Here is a 17698-nt window from a genome sequence, read left to right as displayed (position 1 = left end):
AAGACGCTATAAGAACTCGGCTACTTTAAAACAAGTTTAACGCTATGGCATGTCTCCCAAAAGTGTGCAGCGGTTTTGGGGCAAAGACGTGCATAAAAACAAAAATTTAAAGTGCGTCGCACCGGTTCGGTCGAACGCGTCGCGCTTTATTACCGTGCATTGCCGCTTTCCCCTGAAAAGAAGGATATCTCATGGGTGACCAGTCGATCATCAGCGCACTTCTGCTGGGCATTATCGAGGGTCTGACGGAGTTCATCCCCGTCTCCTCAACGGCGCATGTGCTGCTGGCCGGGCATTTCCTAGGCTTCAAATCACCCGGCAACACCTTTGCCGTTCTTATTCAGCTTGGTGCGATCCTTGCGATCCTCCTTGTTTATTTTCAGAAGCTTGTGTCGATTGCGCTCGCTTTGCCGACAAGCGCGAAAGCGCGCCGCTTCGTGCTGGCCGTTGCTCTCGCTTTCCTGCCGGCGGCGATCATCGGGGCTTTGGCGCATGACTTCATCAAGACCGTGCTGTTTGAAACGCCGATGCTCATCTGTGCGGTGCTGATCGTCGGCGGCGTCATCCTGCTTGCGGTCGATCGTATGCCGCTGAAACCGAAATATACCGACATCATGGATTATCCGCCGTCGCTTGCCTTCAAGATCGGCCTCTTTCAATGCCTTGCGATGATTCCCGGCACGTCGCGGTCTGGCGCCACAATCGTCGGATCGCTGCTGATGGGAACGGACAAGCGCTCCGCCGCCGAGTTTTCGTTCTTTCTGGCAATGCCGACCATGCTCGGTGCTTTCACGCTCGATCTCTACAAGAACCGCGATGCGCTGAGCTTCGATGACGGCGCGCTGATCGCCGTGGGGTTCATCGCCGCTTTTGTCTCAGGCCTCTTCGTCGTTCGCTCTCTGCTGGATTTCGTATCGCGGCGAGGCTTTGCACCCTTCGCATGGTGGCGCATCGTCATCGGTTCGCTGGGACTGATCGCGCTTCTTGTGCTGGGGTGAGCCATCGGCGGCAATAATCTGCGCTCGCAACGAACAAAAAAGCGCCCCGGAGAACCGGCGGCGCTTTTTCTTTGAAACTTTTAAAGTCCGATCAGTTGGTGCTGATCGAAGCCGTTGCGCAGGGGTCGACGCCATAGGCTGGAGCGCAACCGCTCTTGCCCGCTGCAACCGTTCCCGGCGCCATGAAAGAACCCGCCAGAACCACCAAAGCCGCACACGCAAAAAAGAGTGCGATAGATCTGCCCATTTTATGATTGCCTTTCAGACGTTCGTTCGCGCGGATCATGCCGCCGTGTGTGAATTGAGGGTTCGGGATATGTTTGGAATGTGGCGAATATCAATAAAGCAGCTTGTTGAATACCGGGTTAATGCGAAGTCTTTTCCACAGTTGCGCTTGTGCCACGCTTGCCTGTGGAGCCCGGACGACCGTTAACTTTTACCCGGCTTTGCAACGCAGCCTTAGTTCATTCAACACCTCCCCTGCAGTTGAGGGGAAAATGCGCGAATAGCGGTTTGGTTGCGATTGAATTGCGCAAAAACAAAAAGCGGGAATGGCTCCCGCTTTCGTTTATGAGCGATGAGGCTGAAGGCAGGCCTCAGGCCGCTTTTCCGGCATTGGAGAACTGCCCGTGCGGGCGATATTGCACCATGTAGGAAGGCAGAACCGACGCAACGCGAACAGGGGTGATGCCGATACCTTCCAGCGTCAAGCCGTTCTTTTCGGCGTCAGTGGAAACGACATTGTCTTTTTTCAGCATGGTCACCTGATCGGGCGTCAGCGGCGGCGCAATCAGAGGTACCATTGAAGCGATCTTGCCAATCATCGACGCGACGCCGAAAGGCAGGTTGACGAAAGGACGCTGCCGGTAGGTCGCGGCAAGAACCGCCTCGAGACAGTCACGGAACGTCATGACATCCTGACCGCCGAGTTCATAGATCGCGCCTGGCTTTAGCTTGCCATCGACGCCACGGGCGACGGCTTCCGCGACATCCTCGACATAAACAGGCTGGAACCTGGTTTTTCCGCCGCCGATCAGCGGCAGGAACGGCATGCTGCGGGCCATCTTCGCGAACTTGTTGAAGAAATCGTCTTCCGGTCCAAATATGATCGACGGGCGCAGGATCACGGCGTCAGGAAGGGCGGAATGAATGGCGGCCTCGGCGCGGCCCTTGGTGCGGCCATAACCGGTCGGCGAATTGGCGTCCGCGCCGATGGCGGAGATATGCGTCAGTGTCGCACCCGCGTCGCGGGCCGCCTCAGCAATGGCTTTCGCGCCGAATTCCTGTACGGCGTCAAACGTGTTGCGACCGCTTTCGGTCAGGATGCCGACGCAATTGACCACATGGTCGGCGTCTTCCACGGCTTTGACGATGGAATCGCGATAACGCAGGTTCGCCTGGGCGAAGGAAATCTGGCCGACATTGCCGAGCGGCTGCAGGAAACCGGCGAGATCCGGGCGGCGCACGGCGACGCGGATGCGGTAACCGCGCTTCGCAAGTATCCGCACGACATGCCGCCCGACAAAACCCGAACCGCCGAAAACGGTGACGAGGGGTGGAAGGTTGGCCAAGGTCATGGGAGGCTCCTCAGAAGCTGTCAATAAAGCGTTTTTCAGTCTCTTAGCCCAAAGCTACGCGCGCGTGAAGAGCGGTTGTCGCAAGGCTTGAGGCTAGTTTGGGAAATGCGGTTGACGGTCCTCAAATTCCTTCGACGATCATCATCTGCGCATCTGCCACTTCCTGGCGGATTTTAGCCGCCGCCTGGTATTCGGGAGAGTTGTAGCAGTCAATCGCATGCTGGACGGACGGGAATTCGATGACAACGTTGCGCGCACGCGCCTTACCTTCCAGTTCCGTCACCGAACCGCCGCGAGCCAGAAAATTGGCGCCGAACCGCTCGAAGGCGGGCTTGGCTGTGGAGACATAGTCCTTGTAACGCTCGCTGTCGCGTACATCGACCTGGGCGATCCAATATCCCTTTGCCATTTCATCTCCTCCTGTCATCGTTACTGATTGGCCGGGAAGCTGGCGCGCAGCATATCGTCCAGAATGGCGCGGGCCGCCGCTTTCGGGTCTTCCGCCCTGACGATGGGGCGGGCGACAACCAGATGGCTCGAACCGGCCTTGATGGCATCGTAAGGCGTCATCACACGCTTCTGATCGCCGAGATCAGCGCCGGCGGGGCGAATGCCGGGGGTGACGACGGCAAGATCAGGACCGAGAATTTCGCGCACGGCGGTCGATTCTTCCGCCGAACAGACGATGCCGCCCATGCCCGCCTCGCGTGCCTGCTCCGCCCGGCGCAGCACCAGCGAACGGGCGTCAGAAGCATAACCCGCCTCGGCGAGATCGACGTCGTCCATCGAGGTGAGCACGGTGACGCCCAGCAGGCAAAGGCCGGAGCCTTCAGCGGCCTTGACGGCAGCGCGCATCGCTTTCGGATAGGCGTGCAGCGTCAGCATCGACATGCCCATGCGGGCGATGTTTTCGACACCAGAGGCGACGGTATTGTCGATATCGAGCAGCTTCATGTCGAGAAAGACCTTCTTGCCGCTCTGGACAAGGTCACGCGCGAATTCGAGACCGCCGGCGAAGACCAGCTGATAACCGATCTTGTAGAACAGAACCTCGTCGCCGATTTTCGAAACGATGTCTTCGGCCTGCTGCACAGTCGGAACATCCAGCCCGACGATGAGTTTTTCGCGCGCGGTCATTGTCTTATCCCTGCCATGTTTCCATTGCCGTCCAGTCGCATGTGGGGGGCGCGGCTGCAAGTGAAAAGTCGGCGATGGAGAAGCGAAAGAGATTGCCGCCGCCGGGCGGCTGGTCCTCGGCGCGGCTGATGCCACGGCCTTCGATATGGCATTTCAGAAGCGTGCCAACGCCACCATGACCGACAAAGGCGATCGGCTGCTGCGGGTCGTGCCGGTCAAGAACGGCTTTGACCGCCCCGACGATACGCGCCTGCGCGTCGATTGCACGCTCCCAGCCGTGAAAGCTTTCCTCGGGATGGGCGAAGAACCAGTCCGCCGCCTTTTCGAATTCCGGCGACGGCAGGAAGCCGGTGGCGGACCGGTCGTTTTCATGCATCGCCTCAACGATGTCCACGTCCGCCCCGGAGGCTTCAGCCAGGATGCGGGCGGTTTCGATCGCCTTGGTCTCGGCGCTGGAAACGATGTGGCGCAATGACCGTGCCCAGGGCAGGCGGCTTGCCTTGCGCGTCCGCTCGGCGCCCCTGTCCGAAAGCCCCCATTCGGGAACGGGAACGGCCGGATCGATCTTGACCTGCGGGTGGGTAATGTAGAGCGCATGCATGGCAATCGGTCCTCAAGGGCGGCGGAAAGGGCAAATCAATACCCTAACCATCCGTCGTGACCTGGAAATGACGGGTTCCAGCGCTCTGTCGACTATCAGGCCCGCGTGTAGGTCCACAATTGCGCCGGCGGAATATTGCGCACGATGAAATCGAAATGACGGATGTGATAGAGATGCGGCTGCGCGACGATCGGGGAAATCGGACCGTAGGATATCTGCACGACGGGGCGGCCATGGGGGACGCGCTTCAGCAATTCGTCGAGAAGCTTGATACGGGCGGCCATGGGAAAATTCAGCATCGGCACGGCGGAGATGACGCTGTCGAACATCTGGCCCTTGTGCTCGCCAAGCGTCGCATCGAGATCGAAGGCGTCACCATTGACGAAATTGACACCCGGATAGCTCCGGAGCAGTTGGTTGTAGAAATCGGTCGAATATTCGATTGCCGTCAGGTTCTCCGGCTTGATGCCGCGCGCCAGAATGGCCTTGGTGATGACGCCCGTGCCCGGGCCGAGTTCGAGAACCGGCAGGCCGGAATGGGGATTGATGACACTCGCCATTTTTTTCGCCGTGATTGTCGATGTCGGAACAATGGCTCCGACTTTTTTCGGCTGGCTGACCATGCCTTTGAAAAAGCGGATTTCTTCCTCAAATTTCTGTTCAAGCCGTTGCTTCAGGTTAAGTGCCATAGTTCCCTCAGATGCATTTGGTCATTGTCAAAAAACTGTTACGCAATGTTGATCCCATTTGGCGCAAAAACAAGGCAAAATGTCGTAACTGGAAAAATTCGTCTACGGTTCAAGAAGCGCTGCCGAATCAAGAAAAGCCGGTGAAGCGTTCCACCGGCTTTTCGATGAAATTTGCGGAAAATTCCCGTTTCAAACGCGCATCGGCATCAAAACGTAAAGCGCGTCGTCGCCGGCGGTGTCGCGTACGAGCGTCGGCGAGCCGGCGTCTGCCAGCAGGAAAATCGCGTCGTCGCCGGAAAGCTGCGAGGTGATGTCGAGGAGATATTTGGCGTTGAAGCCGATTTCCATCGAATCATTGTCGTAACCGACAGCCACTTCTTCCGTCGCACTGCCCGAATCCGGGTTGTTGACGGTCAGCGTTAGCTGGCCGTTGGTGAGCGCGAGCTTCACGGCGCGGCCGCGCTCGGAAGAAATGGTCGAGACGCGGTCGACAGCCTGCGCGAAGGTCTGGCAATCGACCCGCATTTCCTTGTCGTTGCCGGTCGGGATCACGCGCTGGTAGTCCGGGAAGGTGCCGTCGATCAGCTTCGAGGTCAGAACGACAGAGCCGATTGTCAAGCGGATTTTCGCATCCGATACTTCAACCGTCACTTCCAGTTCAGGGTTGTCCATCAGCTTCTGTAGTTCGCCCACGGTCTTGCGCGGGATGATGATGCCCGGCATGCCTTCGGAGCCGGACGGCGCATCCACATCGGCGCGGGCCAGGCGGTGACCGTCGGTCGCGACAGCGCGCAGCTTCAGATCGCCATTGCTCTCGATGGTGTGGAAGAAGATGCCGTTAAGGTAATAACGCGTCTCTTCGGTCGAAATCGCAAACTGTGTGCGGTCGATCAGCATCTTCAGGTCGGTCGCCTTCAGTTTGAAGGTGTGGCTGAAGGTGCCGGCGGTCAGATCGGGGAAGTCCCCTTCCGGCAGGCATTGCAGCGAGAATTTCGAACGGCCGGAGGCAACCGTCATCGAGGAGCCGTCCGGGTTGGTGGCCAGAAGCACTTCGGAACCGTCCGGCAGCTTGCGCACGATTTCATAAAGCAGATGCGCCGGCACGGTTGTGGCGCCCGCCTGTTCCACCATGGCCGGCGTCGCTTCGGTGATTTCGAGATCGAGGTCGGTCGCCTTCATGTCCAGATTGGCGCCGGAGGCGCGCAGCAGAACGTTGGACAGGATCGGGATCGTGTTGCGACGCTCGACGACCCTGTGGACGTGGTTCAGCGATTTCAGAAGGTTCGACCGCTCAAGAGTAATACGCATGGACGCTACCGCTTTCAACGTTGCGAACCGGCCACCGCCGGATCGGCAAGAAGAGTCTTCACCGGCAAAAGCCGGACAATGTGGACGGGCAAAATGGCAGAGTTATTGCAGAAAATGCAAGAGCCGAGTTCATCTGCCTCGGCTCATTTTACTGCTATACAACATGATCCACAGGTTGGGACCGCCGATGGACCTTGTTCGCCGGTTTTCTATTGCCCATAAAGGAAAAAACCGGAGCGACCGGCCGGCAAGGGTCGGCCAGAATGATTGGAAGCCGTGTGACGCAGGAAATATCGAACAGTGATGCCAGACAGGCGGCGAAGGAATTCAGGATCGGCACGGCCACCGTTCCTGCGCGGCCGCTGGAGCCGGCGCTTTATCTCGTCGCCACACCCATCGGCAATCTCGGCGATATCACCATCCGCGCGCTGGAAACGCTGGCCTCGGCCGATGTTCTCGCCTGCGAGGATACCCGCGTCACCCGCATCCTGCTTGAGCGTTATGGCATCCGCACGCGTCCGCTCGCCTATCACGAACACAATGCCAATGAAGCGGGACCGAAGCTCATTGCCGCGCTGGAGGCCGGAAAATCCGTGGCGCTGGTATCGGACGCCGGAACGCCGCTGGTGTCCGATCCCGGTTATCGTCTTGGCCAGCTGGCACTTGAGGCAGGCCATCGCGTCGTGCCGGTGCCGGGCGCATCGGCGCCGCTTGCCGCTCTTGTTGGTTCCGGTATGCCGAGCGATGCATTTCTGTTTGCGGGTTTCCTACCGGTGAAGGATCGCGGCAAGCGCGACCGTTTTGCCGAACTTGCGAAAATCCCCGCCACTTTGATCTTTTTTGAATCGCCGCGCCGCATTGGCGCCACCGTCAAGGTGGCGTCGGAAGTGCTTGGCCGCGACCGGCGCGCCGTGGTGTGCCGCGAACTGACCAAGACTTTCGAGGAGTTTCGGCGCGGCACGCTCAGCGAGCTTGCCGATTATTATGACGAGGATCGTGTGGTGAAGGGCGAGATCGTGCTGCTGGTGGAGCCACCCTCCTATGACGACATTCCCGATATCGAGGATGTCGAGAAGCTCCTGAAAGATCTTGTCTCAACCATGTCCGCCGCCAAGGCTGCCGGTGAAGCGGCGAAGCTGACAGGCCTGCCGCGCAAGGAGCTTTATCAGCGGCTGCTGGATATGAAGGACAGGAATGGCGGCTGACGCGCAAAGGGACAAAAGGCGTAATGCCGAGCGGCGCGGCCACACCGCGGAATATTGGGCCGCACTTTATCTGCTGGCGAAAGGATATCGCATCCTCGCCATTCGGTATCGCACCCGGCTGGGGGAAATCGATCTCATCGCCCGCAAGAAGAATCTCGTTGCCATCATCGAGGTCAAGGCGCGCGCTTCGGGTGAGAGCGCGGTGAATGCCGTCGGTTTCCATTCGCAACAGCGCATCCGCGCGGCTGCCGATCTCTGGCTCTCCCGTCGCAAGGATGCCGACCGTCTTTCACTGCGCTTCGATATTGTCGCCATTCTGCCACGACGCCTGCCGCAGCACTTTATCGACGCATTTTAAGAGGGAGGGGAAAGCCAATGTCCACCGAGCGGGAAAAGATGGCCGCGGGCGAATGGTACAACTGCATGGATGCCGAACTGGATTTGCTGCGCGGCCATGCGCGACGGGCGGTTCACCAGCACAATACCATGCAGCCGGATGAGCGCGGTGCCATCGGGCCGCTACTGCGGGCCCTTTTTGCTTCTGCGGGTGAAGGGGCATTTATCGAGGCGCCGTTTCATTGCGCCTACGGCCTCAACGTCACGCTGGGCAGGAATGTCTATCTCAATGCCGGCTGCACAATTCTCGATTCTGCGAAGGTCGCGATAGGCGACGGCGCGATGCTCGGTCCCGCCGTGCAGATCTATTGTGCGGAGCACCATCTGGACCCGGTTCCGCGCGCGCAGGGGATTGAAATCGCAAAGCCCGTCACGATTGGCCGCGATGTCTGGATTGGCGGCGGAGCGATCATTCTGGCCGGTATCACCATCGGTGACGGCGCAATTGTCGGCGCCGGTTCGGTGGTGACGCGCGATGTGCCGCCAGGTGCAACGGTCGTGGGAAATCCGGCCCGACCCATAAATCGCATAGCCGGCTGAGATTGTCCGTACGCGCTGTAATAAATCTGACACGGAACTGTCAAAGAGGCGTCATGGAACGCCTCTATTCGCATCCTCATCCCAATAAATGGTGGAGAGGATTTAGTAATGTTGAAGAAGATTTCCATGGCCGCGGTGGCCGTCAGCATGTCGGCAACATCTTCCATGGCTGCGACCAACATCACTTGGTGGCACGGCATGGGCGGCCGCAATGGCGAAGTCATCAACGAAGTCGCCCAGAAGTTCAACGAAGCCCAGAAAGAATGTGCGCTGACTCCGGTTTCCAAGGGCTCCTACGAAGAAGCCTTGGCCAGCGGCATCGCCGCTTTCCGCTCCGGCGAGCAGCCGAATATCCTCCAGGTTTTTGACGCTGGTGCCGCCACCATCATCAACGCCAAGGGCGCTGTCATTCCTGCCGAAGACCTCATCAACAAGGCTGGCTACAAGTTCGACCGCGACGCCTTCATCAACGGCGTTCGTTATTTCTATGCTGCCGCTGACGGCAAGTTCGTCGGCATGCCGTTCAACTCCTCCGCTCCCATCATGTATGTCAACGACGAAGCCCTGAAGAAGGCCGGCGTCGAAGCGCCGAAGACCTGGGAAGAGTTCGAGCAGGTGGCGCCGAAGCTTAAGGAAGCCGGCTATATTCCGCTCGTCCAGTCGCAGCTGACCTGGCAGTTCACGGAAAACTTCTTCTCCCGCAACAACATCCAGTTCGCCACCAACAATAACGGCTACGACAGCGTCACCGACACCAAGCTCAAGGTTACCGACCCGAACCTCGTCATGATGTTCGACAAGCTGAAGGACTGGAAGGACAAGGGCCTGTTCGCCTATTACGGCGCCGGCTGGAACGACAACCAGAAGCCGTTCGAAGAAGGCAAGGTCGCCTTCTGGATCGGTTCTTCGGGTTCGTTCGGCGGCCTGCAGAAGACGGCGACCATGCCGTTCTCGGCAACCTTCCTTCCCTACTGGGGTTCCATCAAGGGCGCCGGCACCAACTCCTTCATCGGTGGCGCTGCGCTCTTTGCGATGTCGGGCAAGTCTGAAGCCGAAAACAAGTGCGTGGCCGACTTCTTCCAGTTCCTGACCTCGCCGGAAATCCAGGTCTTCTACCACAAGGCAACCGGTTACGTCGCCATCACCAAGGCTGCTTACGAAAAGGCGAAGGCTGAAGGCTACTACAAGGAAAAGCCGGTCGCCGAAGTCGGTATTCAGCAGCTGTCGCTGCCGGGTGGTGAATGGTCCAAGGGTTACCGCCTCGGCTTCTACCCGCAGATCCGCGCTGTCATGGAACGCGAATATAACCGCATCTTCTCCGGCGAAGTCACGCCGAAGGACGCCTTCGACATCATCGAGAAGGAAGGCAACGACCTGCTCGCCCGTTTCGCCAAGACGGCCGGCTGATCGATCTTTACGAAACCAATGACCATTGCCGAGCCTCCTTTCCCACGGAAGGGGGCTCGCTCTTGGATAAGGAAGCGCAAGCGTGGCCTATTCATCGTCTCAACCGCGTCGGTTTTTGTCCGGCTGGTCCGCAAAGGCTGCAAAGCCAGCAAAACCTGCCGACGCCGGCATGAAGCGCGTGCAGTTCTCCTCGTCCTACGTGCCCTACCTGTTTCTGGCGCCGCAGCTTGCGGTGATTTTCATCTTCTTCTACTGGCCGTCGGTTCAGGCCATACATTCGTCCTTTTATATTGAAGACCCGTTCGGTTTTGGCGCCTCCTTCGTCGGATTTGCCAACTATTCCGATGCGATCTTCAGCCCCGAATATCTCAGCATCGCCAAATTCACGGTTGTATTCACCGTGCTGGTCACCTTCTTTTCGCTGGCGCTTGGCTTGCTGCTCGCCGTCAAGGCGGATGCGGTCATTCGCGGCAGCTCGACATACAAGACACTGCTGATTTCCGTCTATGCCATCGCGCCGCCTGTCGCCGGTCTCATCGGCATGATGTTTTTCGACCAGCATATCGGCCCCTTCGTCAAAATGGCCGCGTTTCTCGGCTGGGACATGAAGGTCGGCCTCAATTATTTCGATACGGCCTTCGCCATGATCGTCGTTGCGGTCTGGAAGCAGATTCCTTACAATTTCATCTTCTTCCTTTCGGGGCTTCAGGGTGTCCCGGTTTCGGTGCGGGAAGCCGCCGCCATCGACTGCCGCTCGGGTTTTCGACGGTTCTGGACGGTGATCATGCCGCTTCTGGCGCCCACGGCCTTCTTCCTGCTGATCATCAACATCACCTATGCGCTCTTCGACACATTCGGCGTCATCGACGTGATGGTGAAGGACAAGGCAGCCAATAATCCGATCACGCTGGTCTACAAGGTGTTTCTGGACGGTTTCCGCGGCAATGACATCGGTGGGTCTTCCGCCCAGTCCGTCATTCTGATGCTGGTCGTCTTCGTTCTCACCATCATCCAGTTCCGCTTCATCGAAAAGCGCATCCATTACAATTGAGGGAAAAGACCATGTACAAGACAAAGCCCCTCGATCATCTCGTGCTGATCATCGGCGCGCTGTTCTTGATATTGCCGGTCATCGTGGCATTCATGACCTCCACGCATACCGCTGCGGAAATTCACCGCAGTGGTCTGACGATGGTTCCCGGCGACAATTTCATCGAGACTTATGAAAAGGTCCTGACCCAGAAGGGCGGCTTTACCGGGCAGATCACGGGTCTCAACATGGTGTTGAATTCGCTGATCCTCGGCATCGGTTTTGCCGTCGGCAAGATCGTGCTGTCGATGACCGCGGCCTATGCGATCGTCTATTTCCGCTTCCGGTTCGCAACGCTCGCCTTCTGGATCATCTTCACCACGCTGCTTCTGCCGCTCGAAGTGCGCATCATGCCGTCCTATGAGGTGATGAGCAAACTCGGCCTTTTGAACTCCTATACCGGCCTCATCGTGCCGCTTCTCGCTTCGGCGACGGGCACCTTCTATTTCCGGCAGTTCTTCAAATCCGTGCCGGAGGAGTTGCTGGAGGCTGCCCGTATCGATGGTGCGGGTCCGGTGAAATTCTTCATCGACGTTCTCATACCGCTGTCCCGCACCATGATGGCGGCGATCTTCATCATCATGTTCGTTTATGGCTGGAACCAGTATCTCTGGCCCATGCTGATGACGACGGATGAGGGCTTCTTCACCCTGATGCGCGGCATCAAGTCGATCCTGCAGGTCTGGGTCGGTTCGCAAATTCCCGATTACAACGAAGCTTTCGCGCTCGCCGTGCTGGCCATGCTGCCGCCGGTGCTGATCGTCGTCATTTTCCAGCGCTGGTTCATAAAGGGCCTGACCGAAAGCGATAAATAAGGAGACCGAAATGGCCGCGATAGACATCAGTCAGGTCTGCAAGGATTATCATGGCGGCGTGCGTGCCGTGCATCACGTCGATATCGACATCAGGGACGGTGAATTCATCGTTCTGGTCGGCCCCTCCGGCTGCGGCAAATCCACGCTCCTGCGCATGGTTGCTGGGCTTGAGGATATTTCCGAAGGCACGGTGAAGATCGGCGACCGGGTGGTCAATCAGGCCGATCCGGCAGACCGCGATATTGCCATGGTGTTTCAGAACTACGCGCTCTATCCGCATATGTCGGTGCGACAGAACCTGGAATACGGTTTGAAGAACCGCAAGACGCCGAAGGAGGAGATCGATGCGCGTGTGGCTGAAGCCGCGCGCATGCTGCAGCTTGAACCCTATCTGGACCGCAAGCCGCGCGCCCTGTCCGGCGGCCAGCGGCAGCGTGTGGCCATGGGCCGCGCCATCGTGCGCAAACCGGCGGCCTTCCTGTTCGACGAGCCCCTGTCCAATCTCGACGCCAAGCTGCGCGTTTCCATGCGGGGCGAAATCAAGCGTCTGCAAAAACGTCTCGGCACCACCTCGATTTATGTCACTCACGATCAGCTGGAAGCGATGACGCTGGCCGATCGTCTTGTGGTGTTGAATGGCGGTCGTATCGAACAGATCGGCGCACCGCTCGATGTCTATCACACCCCTGCCTCGACCTTCGTTGCGAGTTTCATCGGCTCTCCCGCCATGAACCTGCTGAACGCAGAGTTGCATGGTGATAGCCTCGCCATCGGTCCGTCGCTCTTTGCGCTCAACGGTTTCGCACCTGCCTCAGGGTCGGTGACGGTTGGCATGCGGGCGGAAGATCTCCGCCTCGCTGCGGCAGGTGAGCAGGGCTTCCCGCTTCGGGTCGATTATATCGAGGAACTGGGCTCGCAGCGTCTCATCCACGGCATGATCGGCGAACAGAACCTGACCGTTGCCTTCCCGCCGGATGTCGAGGTTCCGTCTGCGCTCTCGGTCACGATCGCGCCGGAAAAACTGCATTTCTTCTCCAGCGAAACCGGCAAGCGTATCGCCGGCAAAGCGGAGCAGTTGGCGGCGCAGCCCGCGCAAATGGCGACGGCCTGAGCGCATCGCAGAAATCGGCGCGATGACTAAAATTGCGCCGATTGTCAAAACCGCTTTGTTACGATCCCGATGATAGAAGACCTCCAATATTTCACGGGGGTTTTCTCATATGTCCTTCAAAATGATGTTCGCTGCCGCGGCAACCATGGCGATCCGCACGGTGCCGATTTTGCCGGCCTATTTGCGCCGGTCAAAAGATGAGGCTGTTGTCAGCGCGTCCTGCACCGATCTGCGGCTTCAACCGGCGCCCATCAATCCGGACTGGATCATTTCCGGCAATCCTCAGGCGCGGGCGGCAGATCATTCCAGAAGCGGCGACCGTGCTTCAAGCACCGCCATGTGGGATTGTACGGCTGGTGAATTCCGATGGTTCTTCGGTTGGGATGAAACCGTCTATATTCTGGAAGGCGAGGTGCATGTGACGGCCGAAGACGGTTCGGTTAGCATCCTGCGGGTCGGCGACGTCGCCTATTTTCGGGCTGGAACATGGGCCACCTGGCGGGTGGATGATTATGTTCGCAAGGTCGCCTTCATGCGCCGTCCGTTCCCCAAGGCGCTGGCTTTTGCCTATCGCGTCAAGAACAAGCTGTTTGCCGGCCGTTCCTATAAGCTGGCGGCCTGAACCCATAAAACATTGCGGTTGGCGGGGCCCGCAAGGCTCCGCCGGCAGAATTGTGAAGGTTCAATAAAACTCACACAAACCACCGCTTGCAGCCGTTGCCTTTGAAGGGTCGCTGCCCTACATCTTCAGGGTTTTCTGAAGCATTTCCGGGTTTCTCCTGGTCCTGCAGGGAAGCTTGAAAAGGTGAGGCAATGGGCACCGCGGGCCGCAAAGCGTCCGCATGCTGCAAGAGGAACATTCGCATGGCGAAGATCAAGAACGTCGCGATCCAGATGGATCATGTCTCCGGAATCAATATCGCCGGTGACTCCACCTTCGCCATGAGCCTTGAGGCCCAGGCGCGCGGATATCGGTTGTTCCATTATACGCCGGAGCGCCTTTCCATGCGTGATGGCAAGATTTACGCCACTGTTGAGCAGATGGAACTGCGCGATATCAAAGGCGACCATTTCTCTCTGTCCGAACCGGAGCGTGTCGATCTGTCGATGATGGATGTCATCCATCTGCGTCAGGATCCGCCATTCGACATGGCTTACATCACCTCGACCCATCTGCTGGAGCGCATTCATCCGAAAACGCTGGTGGTCAACGATCCCGCCTGGGTGCGCAACTCGCCGGAAAAGATTTTCGTCACCGAATTCGCCGATCTGATGCCCAAGACGCTGATCACCAAGGACGTGGAGGAAATCGCCCGCTTCCGCAATGAAATGGGCGATATCATCCTCAAGCCGCTTTACGGAAATGGTGGTGCAGGCGTCTTCCATTCCGCGCGCGACGACCGCAACTTCTCCTCTCTGCTGGAGATGTTCGGCCAGATGTTCCGCGAGCCTTACATCGCCCAGCAATATCTGCCTGACGTCCGCAAGGGCGACAAGCGCATCCTCCTGGTAGACGGCGAGCCGGTTGGCGCAATCAACCGCGTGCCGGCGGAAAACGACGCCCGCTCCAACATGCATGCCGGCGGCCGACCTGAACCGACGGAGCTGACGGCGCGTGAAAAGGAAATCTGCCGCCGCATCGGCCCTGCCCTGCGGGAGCGCGGTTTCCTCTTCGTTGGCATCGATGTCATCGGCGATTATCTCACCGAAATCAACGTCACCTCACCAACCGGTATTCGCGAAGTGCGCAAATTCGGCGGCGCCGATGTGGCGAGCCTGCTGTGGGACGCGATCGAGAAAAAGCGCGACGCTCAGGAGTTCTGAAGCGATCTCAATCGCTCCCGGTTTGTTCCATGCGTACAACTCGATACAACTAAAATACATCGCATGCGAGAAATTGTTCTCTAGGTGTTCTTGTTTTATTCTTTTCTCTGTGGCACGTTGCTTGCGGGCGGCTGCCTTGGAACATGAAGTTCAGATGACGCAGCCGGTTTGCGGGGGCAGGCCATGGTGGCAAGGGTCAATACGGTTGCGTTTCAGGGCATAGAGGGCGTGCCAGTCGAGGTGCAGGTGATGGTTGCACCCGGAAAGATCGGTATCCAGATTGTCGGCCTGCCGGACAAGGCGGTCGCCGAAAGCCGCGAGCGAGTGCAGGCCGCCCTGCATGCCTCGGGTCTGGCCTTGCCGGCAAAAAAAGTCACCGTCAATCTGGCGCCTGCCGATCTGCCCAAGGAAGGGTCGCATTTCGATCTTCCAATCGCTCTCGGTCTCATGGCTGCTCTGGGTGCCATACCGGCGGAAGCGCTCAGCCAGTATGTGGTTCTCGGCGAACTCAATCTCGATGGTACGATCGGCATGGTTTCGGGCGCGCTGCCGGCAGCCATCGGCGCCAATGCGCTCGGCAAGGGGTTGATCTGCCCGGCTGAAAGCGGGCCGGAAGCGGCCTGGGCCGGCGCCGGCATCGATATTCTAGCCCCGCGTAGCCTCATTGCGCTTGCCAATCATTTTCGCGGCACCCAGCTTCTGTCGCGCCCCGCACCTGCCATCCGTGCCAATCCGGTCAATCTGCCGGATCTGGCCGATATCAAGGGGCAGGAGACGGCCCGGCGCGCGCTGGAAGTGGCGGCTGCGGGTGGCCACAATCTGCTGATGGTTGGCCCGCCCGGTTCTGGCAAATCCATGCTCGCCGCTCGGCTGCCCTCAATTCTGCCACCGCTGGAGGCTGCGGAATTGCTGGAAGTGTCCATGGTTCACTCCATCGCCGGCCAATTATCGGGCGGCAAGCTGTCGGACCGCAGACCGTTTCGTACGCCACACCATTCCGCCACCATGGCCGCGCTGATCGGCGGAGGGCTGCGGGCCAAACCGGGGGAGGCCTCGCTTGCCCATCACGGCGTTCTTTTTCTGGATGAGTTTCCGGAATTCTCACCCCAGGTGCTGGATGCGCTGCGCCAGCCGCTGGAGACTGGCGAATGCATCATCGCGCGGGCCAATCATCGCGTCAGCTATCCCGCGGAAATCCAGCTCGTTGCGGCGATGAACCCCTGCCGCTGCGGCATGGCGGGAGAGCCGGGTTTCACCTGTGCCCGAGGCCCGCGTTGTGTGACGGATTATCAGGCCCGCATTTCCGGTCCGCTGCTGGATCGTATCGATATCCGTATCGACGTTCCCGCCGTCTCCGCCGCCGATCTCATCCGCCCCGTCGCGTCCGAGCCGAGTGCGGTAGTGGCCGGCCGTGTCGCCCGGGCTCGCCTTGCGCAGCAGGAACGCTACGCGGCGGCGGGATTTGCCGCCATTCGCACGAATGCCCGCTGCACGACGACCTTGATAGAAAAATATGCCGAGCCGGATGCGTCCGGGCTGCAATTGCTGCGCGATGCGGCTGAGCGGTTGAAGTTCTCCGCGCGCGGTTATCATCGCATTCTCAAGGTTGCCCGCACCCTGGCCGATCTGGATGGCAAACAAACGGTCGGCCGCATCCACGTGGCGGAAGCTGTGTCCTATCGTATCGCTGGCGAAAGGCTGACGGCGGCGGCCCAGAGCATCCAGTAGAGATATGAAGCGGTTTTTCGTCCGGAAAATGTTTAGAAACAAGGAGGTAGGGGCCGTCCAACGATTCCGCTTAAACTGGAATTGCCCTAGAAGGCGGCCCTTTGCGCCCTGCCTGAAAAAACATTGTGCCGCCAGCGGAGCCGGCGGCACGTAAGACAATTCGCAAATTGGGCGCGCAATCGTACTGCGCTTGAAAGCGTGGCTTAAAGCCCAAGGCCTTCGAAAAGCGCCGTCGAAAGGTAGCGTTCCGCAAAGGAAGGAATGATGACGACGATGTTCTTGCCGGCATTTTCTTCCCGCGCGCCGACCTTGATTGCCGCCGCCAGCGCCGCACCCGAGGAGATGCCGACCGGAACGCCTTCCAGCCTTGCCGCCAGACGTGCTGTTTCGAAAGCCTCGTCATTGGTCACGGTGACGATCTCGTCATAAATGCCGGTATCGAGGATGGCAGGTGCAAAACCGGCGCCGATGCCCTGGATCTTGTGCGGACCGGGGTTGCCGCCGGAAAGAACCGGGCTGTCGGCAGGTTCGACCGCAATCACCTTCACCTCGGGCTTGCGGGATTTCAGCACCTGACCCGTGCCGGTGATGGTGCCGCCGGTGCCAATACCCGAGACGAGAATATCGACCGTGCCTTCCGTGTCGTTCCAGATTTCTTCAGCTGTCGTCTTGCGGTGAATATCAGGATTGGCGGGGTTTTCGAACTGCTGCGGAATGATGGCGTCAGGCAGGGTCGCGGCCAATTCCTGCGCCTTGGCGATGGCGCCCTTCATGCCCTTGGGGCCTTCGGTCAACACCAGTTCGGCGCCGAGCAGAGCCAGCATTTTCCGACGCTCAACCGACATGGTTTCAGGCATGGTCAGGATCAGCTTGTAGCCCTTTGCTGCGGCGGCGAAGGCAAGCGCGATGCCCGTGTTGCCGGAGGTCGGCTCCACCAGCGTTGTCTTGCCGGGGATGATCTTGCCTTGCGCTTCCAGCGTTTCGATCATGGCGACGCCGATGCGGTCCTTCACGGAGGCGATGGGATTGAAAAATTCGAGTTTGGCGAGAAGGTTGGCCTTCACGCCCTTCTCCTTCGCCAGCTTGTCGAGCCGCACGATCGGTGTGTCGCCGATTGTTTCCGTAATCGAGGAATAGACGCGTCCGCGTCCGGGCTTTCTGGCTTCGGGCATGATGCTCTCCTGTGTAAAGACCGCAAGATTTGAGCGGCAGAATAGGAGCAATAGCTTTCGCAAGCTAGCGAACGTTCGTCCGAATATCTCCAAATTGCAG

17 protein-coding genes and 2 pseudogenes are annotated in these 17698 nt (G+C 58.9%); 12 read left to right on the top strand and 7 right to left on the bottom strand.

Annotated elements, in window-relative coordinates:
• The first annotated feature begins 191 nt into the window (after positions 1 to 191).
• Complete coding sequence (locus PL599_RS21160; RefSeq protein ID WP_077983748.1) at positions 192 to 998, top strand: undecaprenyl-diphosphate phosphatase; 807 nt, start codon at positions 192 to 194, stop codon at positions 996 to 998.
• A gap of 596 nt (positions 999 to 1594) precedes the next feature.
• On the opposite strand, the gene PL599_RS21155 is transcribed toward PL599_RS21160, so the two are convergent.
• From PL599_RS21155 to dnaN, 6 genes are all read right to left on the bottom strand, one after another.
• Entirely contained in the window at positions 1595 to 2575 is a 981-nt protein-coding gene (locus tag PL599_RS21155) for a complex I NDUFA9 subunit family protein (RefSeq protein WP_077983746.1), read from the bottom strand.
• A 121-nt stretch (positions 2576 to 2696) separates the two neighbouring features.
• Positions 2697 to 2984: a DUF1330 domain-containing protein gene (locus PL599_RS21150; RefSeq protein ID WP_077983790.1), complete on the bottom strand. Its 288-nt coding sequence runs from the start codon at positions 2982 to 2984 to the stop codon at positions 2697 to 2699.
• A 20-nt stretch (positions 2985 to 3004) separates the two neighbouring features.
• Positions 3005 to 3712, bottom strand: a complete 708-nt coding sequence (pyrF, locus tag PL599_RS21145) for an orotidine-5'-phosphate decarboxylase (protein WP_003503850.1) — start codon at positions 3710 to 3712, stop codon at positions 3005 to 3007.
• Between the two features lie 4 nt (positions 3713 to 3716).
• Positions 3717 to 4313, bottom strand: coding sequence for a histidine phosphatase family protein (locus tag PL599_RS21140; protein WP_269825217.1), 597 nt, complete (start codon positions 4311 to 4313; stop codon positions 3717 to 3719).
• 95 nt (positions 4314 to 4408) lie between these two features.
• Positions 4409 to 5002: a phospholipid N-methyltransferase PmtA gene (gene pmtA / locus PL599_RS21135; RefSeq protein WP_142913714.1), complete on the bottom strand. Its 594-nt coding sequence runs from the start codon at positions 5000 to 5002 to the stop codon at positions 4409 to 4411.
• 189 nt (positions 5003 to 5191) lie between these two features.
• The gene (gene dnaN / locus PL599_RS21130; RefSeq protein ID WP_065654600.1) at positions 5192 to 6310 is read right to left on the bottom strand and encodes a DNA polymerase III subunit beta; all 1119 of its coding nucleotides are present in this window, start codon (positions 6308 to 6310) and stop codon (positions 5192 to 5194) included.
• Positions 6311 to 6573: 263 nt separating this feature from the next.
• On the opposite strand from dnaN, the gene rsmI reads away from it, so the two are divergent.
• The 11 genes and pseudogenes from rsmI to PL599_RS21080 all read left to right on the top strand — a co-directional run bounded on the left by rsmI (position 6574) and on the right by PL599_RS21080 (position 16426).
• Positions 6574 to 7515, top strand: coding sequence for a 16S rRNA (cytidine(1402)-2'-O)-methyltransferase (rsmI, locus tag PL599_RS21125; protein WP_077983789.1), 942 nt, complete (start codon positions 6574 to 6576; stop codon positions 7513 to 7515).
• A complete protein-coding gene (locus PL599_RS21120; protein ID WP_137409648.1) occupies positions 7505 to 7873 on the top strand; it encodes a YraN family protein in 369 nt (122 codons plus the stop codon). Before rsmI ends, PL599_RS21120 begins: the two co-directional genes overlap by 11 nt.
• 17 nt (positions 7874 to 7890) lie before the next feature.
• Positions 7891 to 8052 (top strand): annotated as a pseudogene (locus PL599_RS22875) (maltose acetyltransferase domain-containing protein); the annotation flags it as partial.
• Positions 8053 to 8274: 222 nt separating this feature from the next.
• A pseudogene (locus tag PL599_RS22870) lies at positions 8275 to 8427 on the top strand (DapH/DapD/GlmU-related protein); the annotation flags it as partial.
• A gap of 132 nt (positions 8428 to 8559) precedes the next feature.
• Positions 8560 to 9858 (top strand): extracellular solute-binding protein, encoded by a 1299-nt coding sequence (locus tag PL599_RS21110; protein WP_077983740.1) that lies wholly within the window; start codon positions 8560 to 8562, stop codon positions 9856 to 9858.
• Between the two features lie 82 nt (positions 9859 to 9940).
• Positions 9941 to 10909, top strand: a complete 969-nt coding sequence (locus PL599_RS21105) for an ABC transporter permease subunit (RefSeq protein WP_170985433.1) — start codon at positions 9941 to 9943, stop codon at positions 10907 to 10909.
• Between the two features lie 11 nt (positions 10910 to 10920).
• A complete protein-coding gene (gene ugpE, locus PL599_RS21100; RefSeq protein ID WP_003520108.1) occupies positions 10921 to 11763 on the top strand; it encodes a sn-glycerol-3-phosphate ABC transporter permease UgpE in 843 nt (280 codons plus the stop codon).
• 10 nt (positions 11764 to 11773) lie between these two features.
• The gene (locus PL599_RS21095; protein ID WP_137409650.1) at positions 11774 to 12874 is read left to right on the top strand and encodes a sn-glycerol-3-phosphate import ATP-binding protein UgpC; all 1101 of its coding nucleotides are present in this window, start codon (positions 11774 to 11776) and stop codon (positions 12872 to 12874) included.
• 109 nt (positions 12875 to 12983) lie between these two features.
• Complete coding sequence (locus PL599_RS21090; protein WP_077983738.1) at positions 12984 to 13496, top strand: cupin domain-containing protein; 513 nt, start codon at positions 12984 to 12986, stop codon at positions 13494 to 13496.
• A gap of 242 nt (positions 13497 to 13738) precedes the next feature.
• A complete protein-coding gene (gshB, locus tag PL599_RS21085; protein ID WP_137409651.1) occupies positions 13739 to 14698 on the top strand; it encodes a glutathione synthase in 960 nt (319 codons plus the stop codon).
• A 183-nt stretch (positions 14699 to 14881) separates the two neighbouring features.
• The gene (locus tag PL599_RS21080; protein WP_142913709.1) at positions 14882 to 16426 is read left to right on the top strand and encodes a YifB family Mg chelatase-like AAA ATPase; all 1545 of its coding nucleotides are present in this window, start codon (positions 14882 to 14884) and stop codon (positions 16424 to 16426) included.
• A 203-nt stretch (positions 16427 to 16629) separates the two neighbouring features.
• Here PL599_RS21080 and cysK read toward each other — a convergent pair whose 3' ends face one another.
• Positions 16630 to 17598, bottom strand: a complete 969-nt coding sequence (gene cysK / locus PL599_RS21075; RefSeq protein WP_077983736.1) for a cysteine synthase A — start codon at positions 17596 to 17598, stop codon at positions 16630 to 16632.
• Between the last annotated feature and the right edge of the window lie 100 nt (positions 17599 to 17698).

It is taken from the genome of Agrobacterium sp. ST15.16.055 (assembly GCF_027956555.1).
Lineage (GTDB): Bacteria > Pseudomonadota > Alphaproteobacteria > Rhizobiales > Rhizobiaceae > Agrobacterium > Agrobacterium salinitolerans.
The sequence above is the reverse complement of the archived record's forward strand: the minus strand, read 5'-3'. Positions and strand labels throughout refer to the sequence as shown.

What these genes read in the sequence shown, in the direction of transcription:
- PL599_RS21160 (WP_077983748.1), top strand. Translation starts at nt 192, where the DNA reads ATGGGTGACCAGTCGATCATCAGCGCACTTCTGCTGGGCATTATCGAG.
- PL599_RS21155 (WP_077983746.1), bottom strand. Translation starts at nt 2,575, where the DNA reads ATGACCTTGGCCAACCTTCCACCCCTCGTCACCGTTTTCGGCGGTTCG.
- PL599_RS21150 (WP_077983790.1), bottom strand. Translation starts at nt 2,984, where the DNA reads ATGGCAAAGGGATATTGGATCGCCCAGGTCGATGTACGCGACAGCGAG.
- pyrF (WP_003503850.1), bottom strand. Translation starts at nt 3,712, where the DNA reads ATGACCGCGCGCGAAAAACTCATCGTCGGGCTGGATGTTCCGACTGTG.
- PL599_RS21140 (WP_269825217.1), bottom strand. Translation starts at nt 4,313, where the DNA reads ATGCATGCGCTCTACATTACCCACCCGCAGGTCAAGATCGATCCGGCC.
- pmtA (WP_142913714.1), bottom strand. Translation starts at nt 5,002, where the DNA reads ATGGCACTTAACCTGAAGCAACGGCTTGAACAGAAATTTGAGGAAGAA.
- dnaN (WP_065654600.1), bottom strand. Translation starts at nt 6,310, where the DNA reads ATGCGTATTACTCTTGAGCGGTCGAACCTTCTGAAATCGCTGAACCAC.
- rsmI (WP_077983789.1), top strand. Translation starts at nt 6,574, where the DNA reads ATGATTGGAAGCCGTGTGACGCAGGAAATATCGAACAGTGATGCCAGA.
- PL599_RS21120 (WP_137409648.1), top strand. Translation starts at nt 7,505, where the DNA reads ATGGCGGCTGACGCGCAAAGGGACAAAAGGCGTAATGCCGAGCGGCGC.
- PL599_RS21110 (WP_077983740.1), top strand. Translation starts at nt 8,560, where the DNA reads ATGTTGAAGAAGATTTCCATGGCCGCGGTGGCCGTCAGCATGTCGGCA.
- ugpE (WP_003520108.1), top strand. Translation starts at nt 10,921, where the DNA reads ATGTACAAGACAAAGCCCCTCGATCATCTCGTGCTGATCATCGGCGCG.
- PL599_RS21095 (WP_137409650.1), top strand. Translation starts at nt 11,774, where the DNA reads ATGGCCGCGATAGACATCAGTCAGGTCTGCAAGGATTATCATGGCGGC.
- PL599_RS21090 (WP_077983738.1), top strand. Translation starts at nt 12,984, where the DNA reads ATGTCCTTCAAAATGATGTTCGCTGCCGCGGCAACCATGGCGATCCGC.
- gshB (WP_137409651.1), top strand. Translation starts at nt 13,739, where the DNA reads ATGGCGAAGATCAAGAACGTCGCGATCCAGATGGATCATGTCTCCGGA.
- PL599_RS21080 (WP_142913709.1), top strand. Translation starts at nt 14,882, where the DNA reads ATGGTGGCAAGGGTCAATACGGTTGCGTTTCAGGGCATAGAGGGCGTG.
- cysK (WP_077983736.1), bottom strand. Translation starts at nt 17,598, where the DNA reads ATGCCCGAAGCCAGAAAGCCCGGACGCGGACGCGTCTATTCCTCGATT.